The following is a 19,910-nucleotide window of genomic DNA, read 5'->3' on the forward strand; positions in this document are numbered from 1 at the left end:
GGAGCAGCGGGCGCCGCCGATGGACCGGCGGGTGCTCACCCTCGCCGCGGCGGCGTTCCGGGAACTGCGTGGAAAGGCCCCCCAGTTCGAGGGGATCGACCTCCGGCTGTGCGGTGTGGCGTCCGTTGGGAGGTTTCGGGGGTCGGCTCCTGAAAGTGGTGGCCGTCGAGCAGTGCGATTCCGAGGAGGGTGAGCGTGTGTAGTACGGCGCTGCCGTGTCGGGTGGTGGCGACGAGGCCGGCTTGGCGGAGTACGGTGGCCTGCTCGCCGGCCGTGGGCAGGGATGCGGAGATTCGCTCGGCGAGTTGTCCGGTGGTGCAGGGGCCGTCGCCGATGGCGTTCAGAGTGTGCGCGCGAGTGCGGCCCAAGAGGGCGGACAGGGCTTTGTCGAGTCCGCTTTCCCGTGTCGTCAGCAGGGCGGCGGCGTCGGTGACGTTGCGGACGACGGGTATGAACAGCAGGACGGGTGCCTGGTCGTCGGTGGGGCTGGTGTAGGTGATGGGCCTGGTCCGGCAGAAGGCGGAGGGGACCAGCAGCAGACCTCGGCCGGCCGGTTCGACGGTACCGGTGAGTGCTCCGCGGCCGATCTCCAAAGTGGGGGCCTGCCAGCGGAATCCGGGTGGCAGCCCGGCGAGCATCCCCTCGACTCCGTGCTCGGCGAGTGTGCGGGCGTGACCGGCCTGCTCGGCCCGTAATCGTGACAGGACGCGCGGCCAGTGGGGGGCCACGGCAGCGCGGTGGGCGTCCTGGAGGTAGGCCACCAGCTCCTTGCGGTCCGCGCGGTCGTGCGCGATGTCGCCCCAGGCGGTGCCAGCCCACGGTCCCGTGCAGCGCGAGTAGTGGGCGCGGGCCTCGACCGCTCCGGCGAGTTCGGTGTGCAGGTGGTCCGCTCGGGCCGCACGCATCGCGTCGAGCCCTTCCTCGATCGAGGTCGAGGCTCCCGTGACGGTGAACAGATCCAGGAACGCCTCGTGGAAGAGGGCGGAAGCCGGATGCGTTCGAGCGGCCGACCCGGCGTGCACTCTCCGGCGCCACTCACCGAACAGAGCTTCTCCCTGGCTTTGTTGCAGGGTGGTCAGGGAGAAGAACGTCTCGCCGAGTGGGCCCCAGGTGGCGGCGATCCGAGTCCTGACCAAGTCTTCCGACGTGAGCTTGATGCGCAGCACGCGATGTCCTCCCGGGTGATCCGAAGGTCATCCTTTCCGCCCGCCTCGGACCGCGCCAAGGCGCTTTTGCGACAGGCACTTCGGCGACGGCCGAAAGGGTTTCGGCCCCGGAGGGCCTCGCTGCCACGATCTGTTCCGAGGCGAACAGCACGGCCCGGAAGGCCGACCTCGTGCCGCCACGCACGCCGGCGGGCACGGTGAAGGGATCGACCCGAGGAGAGGGGAAACCCACAAAACATGTGTTTCGCACGGTGGAACCGCTGTTCGCCTGCCGGCTCCCGCTGCGGCCCGAACCGCCAGTGGCCGCAGCCGCACGGTAGACCGCGTCGGCCGGGGCGTGAGAGCGGCGCCCCGACCGAGACGGGCGTCATGACCAGCCCGGAAGCAGTCACCATCTCCATCGGAGATCCGCCACAGGATCACGTCGAAAGGACACCACACAGATGTCGCGTGCTCGCAAAATCCTGACGCCCCTGGCCATGACCATCGCGGCGGGAACTCTCGCCGCGAGCGGCGCAGCCTCCGCGGTGGCGGCAGGCCCTGGGGCATCCGCCGCGCCGTCCGGAACCGCTTCTGTTGCGTCGTTCTCCGGCTGTGCCTCGTTGACCAGCAACGCCAACGGCAGGGCACAGGTGAAGAACATATGCAACCACACGGCCAACCTCACCGTCTCCGGCGATTGGGATTGGGACCCTGCCTGCCAGAGCGTCGGGGCCGGCAGGTCCACCACATTCACCTGGAACTCGACCAAGGGCCGGGCGGAATACGCCTACGAATGCTGATGTGTCGCAACCGGGTACTCGGCTCCACGAATCCGGCGAGGTAGCCCTCGACGCAGGTCTTCGAGGACCAGAGCATCCGAATCCCGCCGGCCTTGAATGCCCCTGCCGCGACATTGCGGCAGGGGCATTCACCGTGCCGCCTGGTCGTACATTCCCTTCCTCAACTCCACGGCCACGACAGTTCCGGCCTGCGCTCGAGGCGCCCGGCAAGCCTCTACTCAGGCGTGATCAGCCTTCGATGACACGAAACCGCGCCCGTCGAGGTTCGACGACATCGCTCAAGGTTCGATGACATGGGACAGCCCGACCCGTCGGAGCGGGGCGTTCCGGTCCACCGCAGTGTCGTGGGGGCGCTCGTGGACGGCTTCCCGGGTTCGGTGGGGCCCTTCCGACCGTGGCGGGGGCCGGTTCCGTCACGGTCGGGGGCGGTCAGGTGGGTGATCTGGGCGTGGACGGAGCGGTAGCGCAGCAGGAGTTGCGGGGTGCCCTCGGCGGCGGTGCGCACCAGGCGCCCCAGGTACTGCCGGGCTCGTTCGACACAGCCCGCAGAAAACCGCGCCCGCGGCATCGAACCGCGCCACGACACAACGATGAACGAACCGCCACCTCGCCGCCGATCGGCGTTCGGGACGTAGGAGGCGGATTCCCGACAGGACGACGGCAACGGGCGAAGCGACCGGCCCCACCGCCCGCCCGGTGAGTCGGGACCGCCACCGACTTCGCGGCCTCCGCCGCCGCTGCACCGCGTCGGTGGTTCTATCGGCCGTTCGGGTCGGGGTCTCGGGCGAAGGGTCGGTCGGTGCGGCCGACCCGGTGGGTGGTTTCGTGGGGGGTGACGGTGGCGTGGAAGTCCCAGAGCCTGGGCCGTTGGACCTGTTCCCACGCCACCAGGGCGTCGTGGACCTCCCGCGTCAGGTCGCGAGGCCCGAACCGGTCGACGTCGGCGCTCACCCGGTCGGGGGGTGCGGACGACGGCCCAGGAGGTGCCGGCGGTGTCGCCCAGCCAGAGTGTGCGGCCGTGGCCTCGGTCGGGTTCGAGGAGGTGGTGGACGTCGGGGACGCGCAGGGAGATCGCGAATCGGGGGTGGACGTCGTCCAGGGCGTCGACGTCGAGCGCGGTGGTGTCCCAGGCGGAGCGTTCCCACGCGTCGTCGGTGAGCAACGCCGCGGGGTCGAAGCGGGGGCGGCGTCGGCCGCGGGTGGGCATGAACGTGGGTGGACCCGTTGCCTCGGGGACGACTCGGAGGCACCGGATGTGTTTCGTTCTCGCGTGCCCGGCGGGACCGGTCGATCGGATCGAGCGACACCGGCCGCGACCGGGGTCATCGCGGGCGCGGGGGGACGCTGAGTGTGAGGTGGTAGTAGCCGGTGGGTTCGAGTTCGCCGATGGGGGCGCCGTCGGCTTCCACCCAGGCGTGGGCGCGGAAGGGGCTGGTGCGTACACCGGTGCACCAGGTCGGCCAGGTGCCGCCGAGGCGGCACAGCAGTGTGGTGGCCAGGGAGCGTTGCAGGCAGCCCCGCCCGGCGCAGCGGAGGCTGACGGCGACGACGGCGTCGCGGGCGACCCGGGCCTGGGTGGAGGTGGCCGGGGTGGCGCCGGTGCGGGCCAGGAGCAGGGTGGTGCGGATGCTTCGGGGTGGGAGGGCGGCGAGTACGTGGGCTGCGGCGACGGCCAGGCGGGCGGCGACGCTCCGGCGCCAGGTCAGGGGGTGGCGTTCTTCGAGGGCGCTCGGGGTGGTCATGGGGTGGCCAGCTTTTTCTTGCGCAGGCTGTCGAGCAGGGCCGTGACGTCGGCTGCGGCCTGTTCGAGGGTGATGCTGTAGCGGTCGCTGAGGAGTGTGGCGGCCTGGTGGGCGGTGGCGCCGTTCAGGAGGGCTCCCAGGACCAGGGTGCCGGTGGGGTTGAGTTGGAAGTAGCGGCCGCGGCGCTCGTCGAGGAGCACGGTGCCGTGTTCGGTGGGGGTCGGGATCACGTTGGGTCTGAGGGCGAACGTCACGGCGCTCCTTGGGTGGCGGCGAGCGGCGGCCGGTGTGGGAGGGGCAGCTCACGGAGCCAGAGTTCGCAGGCCAGGGTGGGTTCCAGGGCGTTGAGCGGGCGGACGGTGGGATGGTCGCCGAGCAGGGTGGCGCGTACGGCGGTGTCGTCGATCAGGCCGCGGTCGGCCAGGGCGGAGTGTTCGAAGAGGCTGAGCAAGGTGGCGCGGTGGCGGCGCAGCCCGTTGTAGGCGTCTTCTCCGTATTCGCCTTTCGTTGCGCGGCCGAGGAGTTCGTCGGGCGCCAGGCCGCGCATGGCTTCGGCGAGAAGGGGTTTGTAGCGGTCGGGGGTGCTGCGGTGGTCGGGACGTACGGCCAGTGCGGATTCGATCACGCGGTCGTCCAGGTACGGTGCGGCGAAGTCGATGCCGTGCGCGGCCGTGAGCCGGGCTGCGTAGCGGATGGCGGCTCCGGCCTGCCGTACTCGCTCCAGGGTGCTGTGGGTCCCCCGGTCCGGGGCCAGGGGTACGGGGTGTTCGGCAGCGACCCGGTGGGTGTGGGCGCGGACGGTGCGCACCGCGTCCGGGGTGGCCCAGCCGGGCATGCGCAGTGGGGGTGTCCATCCCAGGGCGGGGCGGAACGGCGGGGGTGCCGGGGCGGTCAGGTGCCGGGCGCTGTCGTCGAGCCAGGCGGGGAAGGTGCGTGAGTCGGCCAGGGCGCGGGCCGTGGCGTGCGGGGGCCAGTGGGCGAGGGCGCCATGCCCGCGGGCGTGCCGCAGGGCGAGGAGGGGGTGGGAGCGGGCCAGGGTGTGCAGGTACGCAGGCGACGGAGTGAAGAGTTCGTCGCCGCCGTGCCCGCACAGGTGCAGGTGGGATCCCCGGGTGGCGACCTGGTGGATGATGTCGGCGAACCAGGCGCCTGCCCGTACCCACGCCGGGGGGCCGTCGCGCAGGACGAAGCCGCCGGGGCGGTCCAGGTCGGCATACATCGTCGGCGCCTGCTCGTGGTCGAGCAACAGGTGTGTGGCTCCCGGGAGTCGGTCGCCGAGGTGACGGGCGAAGGCCATGTCGTCCCCGCCGGGGTCCAGTTGGGGGGCGCGAACGGTCAGTAGGGTTCCCGGGTGGCTGTCGGCGGCGAGGCAGGTCAGCGTGCCCGAGTCCATGCCGCCGGACAGGTCGCTGCTCGTGATGCCGTCCGCCGCGGCGGAGACGCGGGTGCGGACCGCCTCGCTCAGGGCCTCGCGCATCCGAGCGGCGCCCTCCTGGAGGGTCAGTTCCGCCGGGGGCGGGTGCCACCAGCGCGTGATGCGGACGGTGCCGTCGGGGGCGAGCAGCAGCCAGCAGTCCTCGGGGACCTGCCGTACTCCCCGCCATACCGGGCGCGGGCTCAGCGGGTGGGGTGCGAAGGGGGTGAGCAGACGCAGCGCCAGCGCCTCTTCGTCCACGCCGGCGCCGGTCAGTCCGGCCAGAGTCGCCGGCCGGTCCGAGGCCACCGGTGTGCCGTGAACGTCGGCATGGAAGACCGCCCGGGTCCCCGAGAGGGTTCCCTGGACGCGGACGTGGCCGTCGAGGGAGGCCACGAGATGGGCGCTGCCGGGAAGCCGCCGGGCCAGGGCGTCGAGCCCGGCCGCGTCGCGGGTCCGGGCCAGGGCCCGCTCCGCTTCGCCGGCGTCGAGCGGGCAGTGACCGATCAATGCCAGCCGGGTGCGTCCGACCGCGGCCGTCGTCAAGGTGCCGGAAAGGCGGCGGCCGACCAGCCACGGCCGTCCCGACGCGTGTGCCAGCACGCGCCCACCGTCCGCGACCAGGATCCGGGCCGCGGCTGCCGCGTTGTCACAGTCCGGCAACACGACGAACCCTGCCTCGACCGACAACGGCCTCTCCCGTTCTGGGCCCGGATCCTCGCCCGCCCGCCTGGACACGGCTGACACGGTCCGATCAGAACGTTCGTTCCAGGATGAACTCCAGGAGGTCCCCCTGTTGGCCGAGGGTTACTTCGGCGAACCCGCCGACCTCCACCACCTCGGGCGCCACGTACACCTGCTGCTCCGTCGCATTCTCGTATCGCTCCATGACCGGCTCCTTCCGAACTGCCCGGAGCCCGAAGCCAAGACGGGCCGTCCGAGCAAAAACGATTGCATAACCAACTTACAATATAGGTACATTTAGCGCATTTCGTCGTTGATGCATTTCTGCATTGCTTTGTGCGAATTCGCAGTGGTGGTTGGTATGTGGGCGGTGATGTGGGCTGGGGTGTTGCAGGCGGGGTGAGAACGTCTCGTGGCCGTCCGGGCCGGGGCCGCGGGCGTCCGGCCTGGGGTTGTTGCGGTTTCGTCCGGAACACCCCGGGTGTGGCACATACCCTCTCCGTCTCAAGGCCCGGATCGTGCGCTCCGAACCCGGCGTACCCGACGACGGCCGCACGATCGTCGCCCCACGCGCTCCGGACGACCCGCCGGCCGCCGACATCCCGCGACCCGCGAAACCGACATCGTCCCCTTCCGGCCCGACGGGCGATATCCGAAGCGCAGGACTCCCGGGCCGTACCTCGTGCTGCGCGAGAGGAGTCTGCCGCCGTGGACGATCGGGCGTCCCCGTCGGACCCTCCACACCCGTACTCGGAAACGCCCGGGCTCCGGGTTCACCCCCCCAGGCTGAACGCGTCGACGGGGATCCCGGACGTCTGACCGGGCATGGCGTCGGGGTCCCCGATCAGCATGCCGATCTCGGTGTGCATGTCGAGGGCGAAGGCCGGCGGCACCAGGTCGTGGACGGGATCCGCGCCGACGGCGGCGGCGATCTCCCCAAGCGTCAGCGGGCCGGACGTGGTCGCGAACAGTCGCAGGGGCCGTCGTGAACAGCGGCTTGCGGTGGAAGTCCTGCTCGCTCGCGCAGGGTCAGGACGGCTTGGGGGGCCTCCCATGTGCCTGTCATCGTGCGCAGTGTCGTGTTGAAGGGGGCGTCGTGCGGCCACACGAGCGATCCGGGGTCCCGGGTCTCGGCCGTGCGCGCGGCCGAGGACGTGCGGGGCGCCGGGCCGGCAGCCCGACCCGGCCCACGAGGCGCTCAACCGCTGAGCCCGTCCGCAGCGAGCGCCGGCCCGAACTCCCTTTCCACCACGGCGCGTCGGCACCCGTCGGTGGGCACCTGTGCGACATGCACCCGGTTCGTCGCAAGGCCCGTTCCTCGGCACGGTGTCCGGGCAGAGATCGGTTCGTGGCACCGGTCCGTGCCTCCACGTCGGGATCACGATCCATCGTCGGCAGCCCTCAGGACCCTCGTGATCCGGGCGGCCGTGCCGGTACCGCCTGCGTTCAGAACCTGTGACAAAGACGCGGAAAAGTCATCGTAGACACCTGGAGTGTTCTACATTCCGAAGCCGTGATCGACCTCTGTGTAATCGCTCTTGCATGCGGACGGCGCATTCGGAACCCCCCCGAATCGGTCTGATAGCTGAACTTGGAACCACATCCGAAGCCATGGGTGAAACCCTCTTCAAGAAGTACGCTTCGGGAAAGCGGAACGCGCGCGACTCGCTTTTCGTTTCACGGGCTTCGGGAAACGCTGCACACAAACGGAGTGCGGCTATTCCATTCTTTGCGTGAGTGATTGTCTTGACGGTGCTTGCGCTCGAAGGTTAGTGTTCCGATTCGACGAATTCGAAATCGTCGAAAACACGTGGGGGTCCCCTCGCGTGCCGTAGTGGACTCCGACGCAAGGAGGGAACCATGAACGAGAACATTAGAAATACCGACAATCCGAGCCTCGCCGGACTGGCGCAGACCGAGCTGGACAGCCTGTTGGAAAACGCCGGCCCGGCGTTGCGGCAGGCGCTGGAGCGCACGTATCTCGGCCGCGGCTCGAAGAGTTGCGGTTTCGGTTCCTTCATAGACGCCGATCTCTAGATCGACCTCGTTGCGGATCGGGTGGGCCTCGGAGCGGGCATGCTGCCCAGACTTCCGAGGCCCACTCGCTCCACAAGAAGCATGAAGTGTTTCGAGTGGGGGAAATGAACACCTCGCGATACCTGCCGACGGAATCCGGAGCGGGAAACGATCGACTTCGAAAACCGCTTCCGTTCAACGAGTTCATTCTCAAGATACACAGTCGCTGCAATCTCGCCTGCGACTATTGCTACATGTATGAAATGGCGGATCAAAGCTGGCGCGCCCAGCCCGGGACCATGTCCGTCGAAACCGTCGAATCCACGTGCCGGAGTATTTCCGAACACATCGCGACACATGCGATACCTGCCGTCGGTGTCGTGCTGCACGGTGGCGAGCCGCTCCTTGTGGGACATCGCACACTGAACGCCATCGCCATGAAGCTGCACGAGCACCTGGCCCCGCTCGCGGAAGTGCGTCTGGGCATCCAGACCAATGGCGTGCTGTTGGACGAGGAATTCCTGCGCATCCTTCGTCGCTGGCACATAAAGATAGGGGTCAGTGTCGACGGGCGGGCAGCCGACCACGACCGGCACCGAAAATACCGGAACGGAAAGGGCAGCTACGTCGATGTCGAAAGCGGACTTGAAATTCTCCGCCGGCCGGAGCATCGAAGCCTGTTCTCCGGGATTCTCTCGGTCATCGACGTGGCACACGACCCGGTCGGTACCTACCTGAGCCTGGCGAGCTTCGATCCGCCGGCGATCGATTTCTTGCTCCCACACGGAAATTGGAGCGGCCCACCCCCGGCCAGGGGCGACGATCCGCAGCTCACCCCATACGCCGACTGGCTGATCTCGGTTTTCGATGTGTGGTACGGCGCCGAGGGAGCGCCGCGCATCCGGCTGTTCGCCGACATCATCGAAACCATGCTGGGCGGCGAGGTCGCCTCGGAGACCGTCGGTCTGGCTCCGGTCCGATTGGCGGTGGTGGAGACCAACGGCAGTATCGAACAGGTCGACGCGCTCAAGTCGACCTTCCCGGGAGCCACTGAACTCGGGTTACGGGCTCGCCGGGACCCACTGTCCGAGGCCCTGCGACACCCGGCGATCGTGGCCAGGCAGACAGGTGTCGACGCGCTGAGCCCGGTGTGCAGGAAATGTCCCATAGGGCTCGTCTGCGGAGGCGGACAGTACACACATCGATTCAAGGAGGGGTCGGGCGGATCGGGGTTTCTGAACCCGTCCGTCTACTGCCCGGACCTCCTGAAACTGATCTCACATATTCTGCGACACGTCGGCTCCGAACTGTCGCCTTGGGTCGTTCCGGGGGATTCATGAAATGTATCAAGGAAATGGAATCCGGAGTTGCTGAACTGGGCTCCGGATACGGTGGAAGAACGCTCGTCCAGGCACTTCTCGCCGGGCAGACTACAAAACGGATCGCCATGCTCGCGGCTCTGGCGGAGGAGATCCGCGGAACGCATCCGCAGGATGCGCACAAATCGGGTTTCGAGCACGCCTACCAGCTACTGACCACGCTCGACAGGGATCGACCGGAGATCACCCGGAGTCAACTCCTCCATCCCACCACCGGAGCCTGGTTGGCCTCCTGTATGCGCCGTCTCCGCGCCGAGGCACCTCCCGCGGACGGCACGATGTGGCCGGATCTGGGATATCTCGGCTGGCTGGCCTCGGCAGCCGCAATCAGAGCCGGCATTCCCGCCTCGATACCCGTAGTGGTGCGTGACGGCAACGTCATGTTGCCCATGCTGGGACTCGCGCGCGTCGCCCCGGGAGGCTCGAGTGGGACGGGCGTCCTGCATTGGCACGAGGATTCCTCGCTGGAGATCGAATTTCGGTCCGAATCTCTGCGGATCACCGATCTCGACGCCGGAGACCGGGACGACTGGGCGCCGTCGGCAAGAATCGAGCTTCGGGGCCGGGATTCCTTCGACGTCGTTATCGACGATCTCGACCCGTTTCGTGACCTGAGCGACCCGTACCTTCGGCGCGAGGGGGTGCGAAACCCGCCTCGATTGTCGGCGCAACAAACTGCCCGATGGAGCGAGACGCTGGCCTTCGCCTGGCGATTAATGGAGCGGGACTACCCGGCCTACGCCACGCCCATTTCCATCGCCTTCCGATCACTTGTACCACTTTCGGCGGAACCGGTGATATCCGGGGTGAGCAGTACGTCGAGCGATGCCTTCGGTTGTATATCGGCGACGTCGCCGCACGGCGGCCATCAAATGGCGTTGACCCTCGTCCACGAGTTCCAGCACGCGAAACTGGGCGCCCTGACCGACTTCGTGGAGCTGTGTGCGGACAGGTCCGAGGCGAAATTCTATGCCCCGTGGCGCGACGACCCGCGTCCGATCGGTGCGCTGCTCCAAGGCACGTACGCCCATCTCGGCGTCACGGAATTCTGGCGCGTCGATCGGATGCGGCGCCCCGAATCCGAGCTGGCGCGGGTGGAGTTCGCTCGATGGCGGACGCAGGTGGAACGTGCGATCGCCGAACTGCGGGACTCGGGCCTCCTCACGGAACACGGGTCGGTATTCGTCGAGGCCGCTTCGACCACCCTCGCACCCTGGCTTCGGGAAGAAGTGTCCGACGTCGCCGAGGAGATCGCCCATGATTCGGCGTCCGTTCACCGGGTGGCGTGGTGCGTACGCAATCGTCGCGTGCATGCCGACGCCCTCGCCTCCCTCGGTTCGCTGTGGACGTCCGGAGTCGAACGGAGCGTCGAACTTCCGCCGAGTCGTCTCGTGGTCCCCCACGACGAGCTCCGACAGCGAAGTCGCCTGCTGCCCACCTACCTCAAAATTCTGAGCGACGCCTCGCCGGGACGCGGGCACGACGACATCTTCCGGGACTGTCCGAAAGCGGACCTGGCCTATGCGAACGCCGACTACGCCGCAGCCGAGGAACTCTATGCGCAGGAGATAGCGGCGAACCCGATGTCGGGACAGTCCTGGGCCGGCCTCGCGCTCACGTTGCAACGAACACGCACGGCCGTCGAGGTCTCGGCCCTGATGGAGCGCGGCGAACTCGTGGCCCAACTCTACGCCGCGGGCTCAACAGCGGGATTCGACGTTCGACCCACGGACCTCGTGCTGTGGCTGTCCACCGGCGGGAAGCCGTGAGCGGGGGACCGGCCGGCGTCGTTCGCAATCGCGATTTCCTGTTGCTGTGGAGCGGGAACGGCCTCTCGTTGATCGGTTCATTCGGGGCCCGAGTGGCATATCCCATTCTTGCCCTCGAAATCTCGGGCTCGCCGGTCCTGGCCGGCTGGGTGAGCTTTGCCGTATCGATTCCCACACTGCTGTGCTACGTGCACGCCGGCGTCGTCGCGGACTACGCGAACCGCAAAAGGACGATGTTCCGCTGCCAGTTGCTGGGGGCGACCGTCTCCGCCGCCCTGACCCTGTGGATAGTGTTCGACGGGGTCGCGTTGCCTGCCGTGCTGGTGACGGCCGCTCTCCTGGAGGGCGTCATATTCTCCTACTTCAGCCTTGCCGAGGTAGCGGCCATCCGTGACGTCGTCCCGGAGGCCCAGCACGCTTCGGCGTTCTCGCTGTACGAGATGGAGCAGCCTGCGGCGATTCTCCTGGGGCGCTTGTCCGGCGCGGCGTCGGTCGGCTGGATCCGTTGGTTCCCGTTCGCGGCCAATTTTCTTTCCTACGTCGTCTCCGCCGGATTTCTCGCCGGCATTCGAAGCGAGAAGATCTCTCGGGTATCACCGCGCCCCGCCACCGAGGATTCCTTCCGGAGCAGCGTACGAGCAGGGTTCTCATGGGTCCTCGGCTCCCGCTTCATCACTGTCTCGACCGTACTGACCGGAGTGGCCAACGTCGTCTTCCAGGTGACCATCCTCCTGTTGATCGTTCAGGCGCAGCAGGAGAGATGGCCGGGCTGGGTGATCGGAGTCGTCCTGGCCGCGGCCGGGGTCGGCGGCACGCTGGGCGCCGTGGCCGCGCCTTGGATCACCCGACGCTTTTCGCCGTATTCGGTCTATCCGGTCGCGCTCTGGGCGTGGGTGGTGGCGCTCCTGCCGATGGCCTTGACCACGAATCCGTTCATACTTGCCGTCGCCTGGTGCGCCGTCGGTGCGGTGGGCACCGTGATCGCGGTCCTGAACACGCTCAGTCGAATCGATCTCGTGCCGCCGGAAGTGCTGGGCCGAGTGATCGGAATCATCTCGCTGATCACCAGCGGTGCCATACCGCTGGGCGCCGCCCTCGGTGGCTACCTGTTGGCGGGGTGGAGCACGGGAACCGTGGCCTGGACCCTGCCCGTCACCGTGGCCCTTCTCGCGCTCGTCGGCGGCATGTTGCTTCGACACGCGCGCAAAGCGGACGAACCGGGATTCGCCGTCTCGCCACGTCCGGAAAGCGGCGACGCGGCAACACCGGTCGAGAGTGGGGAGGTTCGATGACGCCCACCCATGCACCCGACGCACCCCCGACGCGCGCTGGGGAACTGCTGGCCGCATACCACGACATGCGCAGCGACTACGGCCCGATTCACGCCCGTGCGACCGCGGACCTGGGTCGAAGACTGCCGACCGACCACCCGTTGCCGGCCTATCAGGTCTCCACGCCGGGCCCATTGCGGGCGCTCATCTCGCTCGACGCGCCCGAGATCGCCTTCCTGGAGGATCCCAGGGATTGTCCTCCCGAGGGTCGATCCGATCCGTGGTCGTTCCTGTGCGAGCAACTCGACCACTGGGCGGGGCTCGGGTCGACGCGACAACTGCGCGTGGCGCGGGTACTCGCTCGGCTCGGGTTCTGGCAACTGCTCACCGAGATCGTCGATCCTCTCGACGGTGATCCATCAAACCTCGAGGTGTGCCGCCTGGCACAGGTGCGCGATAGCGCGTTCCTGAGGATCGGTGTCGACCCGACGGGCGCGGCGACGCGAATCCGGGAGTCGACCACCCGACTGACCGATGACGAGACGTTGCCGGCGAGCACGAGAATCGGTGCCGCGATCAATCTGCTCGTCGGCCACGCCCGCGCGGCGTCCGAGATCGCCGCCGTCGACCACTGGGGGCGACGGGCCACCGCACTGTTCGAGGCGACGGACCCGGCACGGTTGAGTGCGATCCTGCGCAGCGCGTACTGGCGGGGATTGAGCTTCGTTCCCTTTCTCCACGGAGACCACGGCTCGACCCGGGACATGCTCGACGCCGCCGAGGAGAACGCCGTCACCGCCGTCGCGGCATCGGCCGACCCCGGGCAGGTCGAGGGCATTCCGGCCGCGGAGAACATGCATCTGCTCCTTGAGACCAGGGGACGCGCCGCCTGGGAATCCGGCGACATTGACGCGGCCGAGCGCTACTACCGCGCCCTCGTGGCGCACGACGAGCTCGACGCCAAGGTCCACGTCCGACTCGCCGACCTCCTGGCCCGAACCGACCGCGTCGCCGAGGCACGCGAGTGCTACCTGAGGTCGGCCCACCTCGGGGCGCCCCACACCCTGTACGCGCGAACGCAGGTGGCTCGCCTGGCAAGCGGCGGCCACGACGGCACGGTGCGTCTGTAGGACCCCGCGACCGGACGGGCCGAGCGCGCCCTGACCGGGCATCGGGACGGGGTCCGCGCGTGGCTCGCCACGGCGCCGGCACACTGGGCCACGAGCCCGACGACGCGCACCCACGTGCCACGGCTCCCGTCGCCGCTACCGAGGCCGAGCCGCTCCCGGTGCTCGGCGCGCGAACTCGGTCGGGGTTTGGCCGTATTGGCTCCTGAAGGCTCGGGTGAAGTGGCTGCTTCCGGCGAAGTGCCAGTGGGCGGCGAGTTCCGAGATGCTCGGCCGGGTCGTCGATGTGCGGAGTTCGAGCCGGGCCTGTTCGAGCCTGCTGTGGCGGATGTACCCGGCGGCGCTCTCCTCGGCCGCCGCGAACGCCCGGTGCAACGTCCTTACGGAGACGCCGAGTTCACGGGCCAACATCGACGGGGAGAGAGATCCGGGTCGGCGAGCCGGCTGCCCACGAGGCCCTTCGCCGCCCGGCCCGGGGCGGGGCCGAGGCGGGGTTCGGCACCGTCGACCTGCTGCCGCAGTACTCCCTTGGATCTGCCAGGACCGAGAGCCCGCCCGAGCCCCCGGCGCAGTCCTCCGGATTCGCCCTCGCCCATCGGTCGGTGAACCCGGGACGGACTGCCGTCGGCCACTGGGCGTGGCGTTCCCATTCGTCCAAGACCGCGAAGGCGGTTTCGGGCACTCTTGTCGGTGTCCGCCCGCCGGCGAGCAGTCCTCGCTGCCCTCCCCGGCCTGTCTCACCAGGAGTCGCCCATGTCCATTCGCCGCGTGATGCCCGATTTTCCATCACAGGCCATGGCGGAGAGTCGGGACTTCTACGGTCTCCTCGGATTCGAGGAGGTGATGAATCAGGGCTGGGTGATGACGCTCGCCTCCTCTTCCAATCCCACGGCACAGGTCACCTTCATGACCCACGACAAGACCGCGCCGGTCGTCCCCGACGTGAGCGTCGAGGTCGACGACGTGGACGCGGTTCATGCGGCGGTACGGGCGAGCGGCGCGGAGATCGTGCACCCGTTGCAGGACGAGGAGTGGGGAGTACGCCGCTTCTTCGTCCGCGACCCCAACGGCCGAGTTGTCAACGTGCTGAGCCACCGGTGAGTCGTGGGTGAGCCGCCCCTGAGTCCCGGCCCCGCGCCACCCGTGAACGCGCCGAGGCGATCTACCCGGGTCTGCGGCGCGAGGGTCCGGGACCGGGACCAGCGCAAGGGAAGGGCGTAGCGCCGCTCGCCGGCGAGCGGCGACGAAGGCTTGCCTGTGTGGCTGGGCTGCACGCGGCGGGAGCCGCCTTCCTCGGGCAGGCGGGTCATCACCGCTGCCGGGGCTCCGCGGGATCGTGCGTGACAGAGGTCGCGCAGCAGTGCGATCTCGGCTCCGCGGTGCAGCAGGGTCGCGGATTGTCCGTGGCGGTTCACTCGGACGAGCGATGGCGGACTCCAACTCCCTTATGTACCAGTGGAGTTATGACGAACTCGCCGCAGCGCAAAGCCTCTCCACGTGATTTGTCCGACGCCCGCTGGGCACTGGTGGAGCCGGTCCCGACCGCGTGGCGGGCCGAACGGCAGAAGACTTCGCTCGGCCTCGGCGGCAGGATCTCCGACCTGCGGGAGATCATGAACGCGATCCCGTACGTGAACCGGACCGGGATGCCTGGCGCTACCTTCCGCACGACTTCCCGCCCCACACCACCGTGTTCGCCCCCTTCGGCGCCCGGACGGCGGACGGCACGATCGAGCGGCTCGGCGTCCGACTCCACCGCCTGGTCCGCGAGAAGGAAGGCCGGTCGGCCGGGCCGACCGCCTGCGTGATCGACGCGCAGAGCATCAAGACCGCTCCCGGCGTGCCCACCGCGACCCAGGGCGTCGACGCGGCGAAGAGGATCGTCGGCCGCAAGCGCAGCATCGTCGTCGACACCCCGGGCCTTCTCCTGCTCGTCACGGTCACCGCCGCGGGCGTCTCGGACAACGACGCCGGAAAGCAACTCCTCACACGACTCGCCGCCATCCACTCCACGATCACCAAGGCCCGGGTCGACACCTGCTGCAAGACCCAGGCCGTCGAACACGGAGCGAAGCTTGGCATCGACGTCGACGTCGTTCCGGGAAACCCACCGGTCAAGGGCTTCCCGGTCGTTCCGCGGAGGTGGGTGGTCGAGCGCAGCTTCGGCTGGATCATGATGCACCGCCGGCCGGCCCGCGACTACGAGATCAGCCCCGAGCACTCCGAAAGCATGATCCGCCTCGTCATGATTTCCAATCTCGCGAAGCGGGCAACCGGCGAAAGCACCATAACCTGTCACAATCCATCAACTATCACTCAGGCGAGCGAGACGTCCTCTGACGGTGGTGGCGGGCAGGGTGTTCGCGGAGATCCACGCCGGCTCCGCCGCGGCCCGGGTGGATTGGCGGCGCGACTACGACAGCCTCTCCTACAAGGTCTGCGACCCGCCTCCGGAGGTGACCGGGGGTGTCCTGGAAACCGTCGGCCCCGCACGTCGGCAGGCAGGCCACGTCGGGCTCATTGCCAGGCGCCGAAGACCGACCGGTCAGGGGATCACCGGCAGGATCAGGCGGGAGGGATGCGCCGGGCTGTGCCGGATTTCGTTGTGCGCCACCCGCAGTTCGGTGCCGTGGACGATCGATCCGCCGGTGTTCTGGTTCCGGTCGTACTTCGGGAAGGCACTCGACGAGATCTCCAGTCCGACCCGGTGCGTGACGGCGAACTCGTGCGCGGTGCTCCACATGTCGATCTCGATGCGATACACCTCGCCCGGCCGCAGAGCGAGCTCCGTGGCGAAGCCCTCCCGGTAGCGCGCGCGGACGATCCCGTCGCAGAGGCGGCGCCGCACACCGTCGGGTCCGACGTCGACGAGCTTCGCGGTGAAGTCGGTGTCGGGGGCATCGCTGCCGACGAACAGCTCGGCGCGGACCGGACCGATTACCGTCAGCGGCTCCCCGAGCGGCGGTCCGAGGTAGACGAGGACATCGTCACGATCTTCGACCTCGGCGTAATCGTCGGGGCCGCCGATCTGCATCGACGTCGGCTCGGTGAGGAACGGCACCGGATCGGCCGGGTCGTACCGGTAGGTGTCCGCCGGCTCCTCCGACGCCGGGGCCTCAGGGGTCAATCGCCCGCCGCCGCCACGGGTGTTGGCGTCACCCGCGCTGTGCAGGTACAGCGACGTCCACACGGTTTCCGACAGCGGCCATTCATCGGCGTCGCGCCATTCCCCGCGTCCCATCAGGAACAACCGTGCTCGTGCTTCCCGGTCCACGCCGTTGTCGACACCCCGCAGATGGTGATCCAGGAACCGCACCTCGAGTTCGGTCACATCGACGTCCTCGGCATGGTCACCGAAGTCGACGTCACCGATCTTCCGGCCGCCCGCGCGGCCGGCGTCGTGCCCCCAGGGGCCCATCACCAATCGTTGCGCGCGCCGCGTCGCCTCCGTGGGTGCCTTCGCGATCATCGCCGCGAAGTTCCGCAGCGTTCCCGGTTGGACGTCGTCGTACCAGCCGGTGACGTGCAGCGCCGGTACGTCCACTTCGGACAGTTTCGTCTGGTAGACGAGCGGGGCCCAGTACTCGGTGTCGCCAGGGGCATGTCCGATGTCCGCCCGCCAGTTGGCGCTGACGAACCCGGCGGCCTCGTCCATGGTGTACAGCGGGAGATGGCTGTAGACGGCGCCCCAATCGAATCCGGCCACGTTCTGCATGGCGCGACGGTCGACCATCCGGTACCAGCAGACCTCCTGCGGAACCCGGGTTCCGGTCGGGAAGTCCACGAAAGGATCCGAGGGTGTCGCGTAGGCGACGATCGCGCGCAGATGCGGCGGCTTCTCCAGCGCGGTCAGCCATTGGGTGTGGCCGGAGTAGGAACCACCCCAGCTCGCGACGTTGCCATCGCACCAGTCCTGAGCGGCCACCCACTCGATCACGTCATAGCCATCCGGGCCTTCGTTCCGGTACGGCTCGAACACGCCGTCCGAATCGCCGCGGCCGCGGACATCGTAGATCACGACCGCGTAGCCCCGCGCCGCCAGGAGTTTTGTCTGCGCGGGCCGCCTCGGGTCGTTCTTGCCATAGGGCGTGCCGAGAACGATCGCAGGCGCCGGGGCGTCACCGGCCGGCCCGTAACGGTCGGCCGCGAGAGTAACGCCGTCACGCAGCGGGACCGTCAGGTTGTACAGGTTTTTCACGTGAGCTCCCTGAGCACTCGGAACAGGTTCCCGCCGACGATCTTGGCCACGACGGGCTCGGGCATGCCGTGCCTGACGAGTGCCTCGGTGACCAGCGGCATGCCGGCAGGTCCTTCGAGGCCGGGTACCAAGGTCTCGGCGTCGACGCCTTCGATCATGAGAGGCCGGTCGCAGGTGGGGATCTTCTCGTCGAACAACTCGGCGACGAAGTCACTGCCGAGGCCGACATGGTCTTCTCCCGCGATGGCGATCACGTGAGCGATGTGCTCCACCAGGTGCTCGATCGTGGGTTTCGCATCGGTGAGGAAGCCGGCGAAGAAGTTGACACAGACGATCCCGCCGGTCGCCGCAATCCCGCGCACCTGCTCGTCGGTGAGGTTGCGGTGATGCGGGTATACCGCGTCGGCACAGGAATGCGTGGCGATCACCGGTTTGGTGGCCAGCTCGAGAATGTGCTCGACACTCGCCCTGCCGACGTGCGAGACGTCGATCAGCAGCCCGAGTTCTTCCAGCAGGCCGACCGCTTCGACCCCGGCGCGGGTGAGCCTGCCCCCGGTGGCGTTCTCGGCCGAGCCGTCGGCGAGCATCGTGCGCCCGTAGTGGGTGAAGGATGCCATCCGTACACCGAGCCGGTGCAGGGTCTGGAAGAGTTCGATGTCGTCGTCCACCTGGGGACAGCCTTCCAACGCCGGTACCAGCGCGATGCGACCGGACGCAACCGCCGCGGAGACCTCGTCGCCCGTCCGGCACAGGGCGACGACATCGGCATTGCCCTCGGCCAGCCGGTGCGCGGCCTCGATCATCCGCAACGTCTCCCGCAGCGCGCCCTCGGGCCGGAACTCGTCGTCGATGAACACAGGCAGAACCTGGATGTCGATCCCGCCGCCCCGCAGCTGCGGATACCAGCGCTCGCGGAAGTAGGAAGCCCAGACCTCTCGTGGACGGCGTGCGACGAGCACCAGGAGATCGTTGTGGGCGTCACCGACGATCACCTCGTCATGGAAGCCGGTCACTCCGCCTCCTGCAGAATCCTCCGCAGGGCGACCAGCCCGGCGCCCACCTGGACGGCGACCACGTCCCGCAGCGGAAAGGGATTCCCCTCCGATACCGTGCCCGCGGCGTGGCAGGCCCGGTCGAACAACTCGTCGGCTTTCCGGACGGTCGCCCGGAGGGCCGGTGCGTGGTTACCGGTGGCGAGTTCGGCCCGCAGCAGCCGTCGCAGCTGCCCGAGACCGCGCATCCGGATCATGATCGGGGTTATCGCGCCGACGAAGGCTTCGCCGACCGCGGCGGGCCGCTCGTCCATCGCTTCGGCCGCGGCCCGCATTCCTTGCGCCAACGAGGGGCCGAGCCGGGCCAGTGACTCGACCGAGGCCGTGAGGGGTGATCCGCTGCGCAGCGCTGGGCGGACCGTTGCCATCAGGTCGGCGAGCAGGTCCGATGATTCGGCCACCTCCGTGGCCGCCTGACCGAACACCTCGCCTAGCGTCCGGCCGGAATCGGTTTCGTCCGCCGCACGCGGGTCGTTCCACATCGGAATCTCGGCGACCAGGGTGGTGGTCCCGTACCGGGCGGCCCAGTGCCCGCTGGTTCCGCCGAGTTCGGCGATCCCGCCATCGATCAGCTCCGCGGGCGGGAAGAGGTAGACCCCCTTGCCGGGGCTGTCGAGCCCCGTCACGACGACGGAGTCCATCGCAAGGGGCACGGCACTTTGGCCGGTGAACGCCAGCAGATCCTCGGCGAGCCCCGGTACGTCATGGTCGAGGAGGTAGAAGACGCCACCGAAATCGCAGTTGTGCAGCGAGTACTGGAACACCGGACGCAGGTCTTCCAGGATCCGCATCACCGCTTGGGTTTCCGGCAACGGCCGGTCGTAGTAACCATTCTCGGAGAGGTTGGGGAAGGTGTAGTCGACGTCGTCCACCGGCGCCGGGCGGTACAAGTACTCGTGATAGTCCCGAATGGAACGTGGGCCGGCGAACCACCCTTCGTTCATCCTGGCGGCATCGGGGTTGGCCCAGGGCAGGAAATGCCACGTCAGGTCGTCGCGCAGTTCGGCGTGCTCGGTCACGAGCCGGGACAGATGGCTGACCGTCAGAGCGCCGAACGGCTCGTTCGCGTGCGGGCCACCCAGGATCAGGACGTTCCGCTCACCGTGCCCGATCGACAGGACACGGAGCGGATCACCGAGACGGCTCGTCCCGTAACGCCGCCATCGGCACAGGTCCCCGTTCGAGGCCGCCAGCGTTTCGAGGTCGCCGATCAGGCCGTCGACGGTGGGGATCTCGGCCCAGTCCGGGATCGTGGTGAGGTACCGCGTGATGTCGTCGGGAATCATGGGTCTCCTATCCATTGCGTTGTA

The 19,910-nt window shown here is 68.5% G+C and carries 17 protein-coding genes and 1 pseudogene; 8 read left to right on the forward strand and 10 right to left on the reverse strand.

Annotated features, from left to right (window positions below; all coding sequences use genetic code 11):
- Positions 1-35 precede the first annotated feature (35 nt).
- Positions 36-1,166: a winged helix-turn-helix domain-containing protein gene (locus tag ABZ374_RS21985; protein ID WP_360313538.1), complete on the reverse strand. Its 1,131-nt coding sequence runs from the start codon at positions 1,164-1,166 to the stop codon at positions 36-38.
- Between the two features lie 443 nt (positions 1,167-1,609).
- On the opposite strand from ABZ374_RS21985, the gene ABZ374_RS21990 reads away from it, so the two are divergent.
- Positions 1,610-1,948: a hypothetical protein gene (locus ABZ374_RS21990; protein WP_360313540.1), complete on the forward strand. Its 339-nt coding sequence runs from the start codon at positions 1,610-1,612 to the stop codon at positions 1,946-1,948.
- Positions 1,949-2,704: 756 nt separating this feature from the next.
- Here the strand turns inward: ABZ374_RS21990 and ABZ374_RS21995 are convergent.
- From ABZ374_RS21995 to ABZ374_RS22015, 5 genes are all read right to left on the reverse strand, one after another.
- Positions 2,705-2,899, reverse strand: coding sequence for a hypothetical protein (locus tag ABZ374_RS21995; RefSeq protein ID WP_360313542.1), 195 nt, complete (start codon positions 2,897-2,899; stop codon positions 2,705-2,707).
- 371 nt (positions 2,900-3,270) lie between these two features.
- Complete coding sequence (locus ABZ374_RS22000; protein ID WP_360313544.1) at positions 3,271-3,690, reverse strand: lasso peptide biosynthesis B2 protein; 420 nt, start codon at positions 3,688-3,690, stop codon at positions 3,271-3,273.
- Entirely contained in the window at positions 3,687-3,944 is a 258-nt protein-coding gene (locus ABZ374_RS22005) for a lasso peptide biosynthesis PqqD family chaperone (RefSeq protein WP_360313546.1), read from the reverse strand. Before ABZ374_RS22005 ends, ABZ374_RS22000 begins: the two co-directional genes overlap by 4 nt.
- Positions 3,941-5,794, reverse strand: coding sequence for an asparagine synthase-related protein (locus ABZ374_RS22010; RefSeq protein WP_360313548.1), 1,854 nt, complete (start codon positions 5,792-5,794; stop codon positions 3,941-3,943). Before ABZ374_RS22010 ends, ABZ374_RS22005 begins: the two co-directional genes overlap by 4 nt.
- A 64-nt stretch (positions 5,795-5,858) precedes the next feature.
- Entirely contained in the window at positions 5,859-5,993 is a 135-nt protein-coding gene (locus tag ABZ374_RS22015) for a lasso RiPP family leader peptide-containing protein (RefSeq protein WP_360313550.1), read from the reverse strand.
- A 1,655-nt stretch (positions 5,994-7,648) separates the two neighbouring features.
- On the opposite strand from ABZ374_RS22015, the gene ABZ374_RS22020 reads away from it, so the two are divergent.
- From ABZ374_RS22020 to ABZ374_RS22040, 5 genes are all read left to right on the forward strand, one after another.
- The gene (locus ABZ374_RS22020) at positions 7,649-7,825 is read left to right on the forward strand and encodes a hypothetical protein (RefSeq protein WP_360313552.1); all 177 of its coding nucleotides are present in this window, start codon (positions 7,649-7,651) and stop codon (positions 7,823-7,825) included.
- A 104-nt stretch (positions 7,826-7,929) separates the two neighbouring features.
- Positions 7,930-9,144 (forward strand): FxsB family cyclophane-forming radical SAM/SPASM peptide maturase, encoded by a 1,215-nt coding sequence (locus tag ABZ374_RS22025; RefSeq protein WP_360313554.1) that lies wholly within the window; start codon positions 7,930-7,932, stop codon positions 9,142-9,144.
- Complete coding sequence (locus ABZ374_RS22030) at positions 9,141-10,952, forward strand: HEXXH motif domain-containing protein (RefSeq protein ID WP_360313556.1); 1,812 nt, start codon at positions 9,141-9,143, stop codon at positions 10,950-10,952. Before ABZ374_RS22025 ends, ABZ374_RS22030 begins: the two co-directional genes overlap by 4 nt.
- On the forward strand, positions 10,949-12,244 hold the full coding sequence (locus ABZ374_RS22035; protein ID WP_360313558.1) for an MFS transporter: 1,296 nt from the start codon (positions 10,949-10,951) through the stop codon (positions 12,242-12,244). Before ABZ374_RS22030 ends, ABZ374_RS22035 begins: the two co-directional genes overlap by 4 nt.
- The gene (locus ABZ374_RS22040) at positions 12,241-13,353 is read left to right on the forward strand and encodes a bacterial transcriptional activator domain-containing protein (RefSeq protein ID WP_360313560.1); all 1,113 of its coding nucleotides are present in this window, start codon (positions 12,241-12,243) and stop codon (positions 13,351-13,353) included. The genes ABZ374_RS22035 and ABZ374_RS22040 overlap by 4 nt, the downstream gene beginning before the upstream one ends.
- 135 nt (positions 13,354-13,488) lie before the next feature.
- Here ABZ374_RS22040 and ABZ374_RS22045 read toward each other — a convergent pair whose 3' ends face one another.
- Positions 13,489-13,761 carry a helix-turn-helix domain-containing protein gene (locus ABZ374_RS22045; RefSeq protein ID WP_360313562.1) on the reverse strand — a complete coding sequence of 91 codons (273 nt, stop codon included), beginning with the start codon at positions 13,759-13,761 and terminating at the stop codon, positions 13,489-13,491.
- Between the two features lie 342 nt (positions 13,762-14,103).
- Here ABZ374_RS22045 and ABZ374_RS22050 point away from each other — a divergent pair, with 342 nt between their 5' ends.
- On the forward strand, positions 14,104-14,451 hold the full coding sequence (locus tag ABZ374_RS22050; protein ID WP_360313564.1) for a VOC family protein: 348 nt from the start codon (positions 14,104-14,106) through the stop codon (positions 14,449-14,451).
- Between the two features lie 362 nt (positions 14,452-14,813).
- A pseudogene (locus tag ABZ374_RS22055) lies at positions 14,814-15,643 on the forward strand (IS5 family transposase); the annotation flags it as partial.
- A 252-nt stretch (positions 15,644-15,895) separates the two neighbouring features.
- Here the strand turns inward: ABZ374_RS22055 and ABZ374_RS22060 are convergent.
- The 3 genes from ABZ374_RS22060 to ABZ374_RS22070 are packed head-to-tail and all read right to left on the reverse strand — an operon-like array spanning position 15,896 to position 19,901.
- Positions 15,896-17,548, reverse strand: a complete 1,653-nt coding sequence (locus ABZ374_RS22060) for a CocE/NonD family hydrolase (RefSeq protein ID WP_360313566.1) — start codon at positions 17,546-17,548, stop codon at positions 15,896-15,898.
- A complete protein-coding gene (locus tag ABZ374_RS22065; RefSeq protein WP_360313568.1) occupies positions 17,545-18,561 on the reverse strand; it encodes a membrane dipeptidase in 1,017 nt (338 codons plus the stop codon). The genes ABZ374_RS22060 and ABZ374_RS22065 overlap by 4 nt, the downstream gene beginning before the upstream one ends.
- Positions 18,558-19,901 carry a M14 family zinc carboxypeptidase gene (locus ABZ374_RS22070; RefSeq protein ID WP_360313570.1) on the reverse strand — a complete coding sequence of 448 codons (1,344 nt, stop codon included), beginning with the start codon at positions 19,899-19,901 and terminating at the stop codon, positions 18,558-18,560. Before ABZ374_RS22070 ends, ABZ374_RS22065 begins: the two co-directional genes overlap by 4 nt.
- Positions 19,902-19,910: the final 9 nt, after the last annotated feature.

It is taken from the genome of Embleya sp. NPDC005971 (genome assembly GCF_040629175.1).
Lineage (GTDB): Bacteria > Actinomycetota > Actinomycetes > Streptomycetales > Streptomycetaceae > Embleya.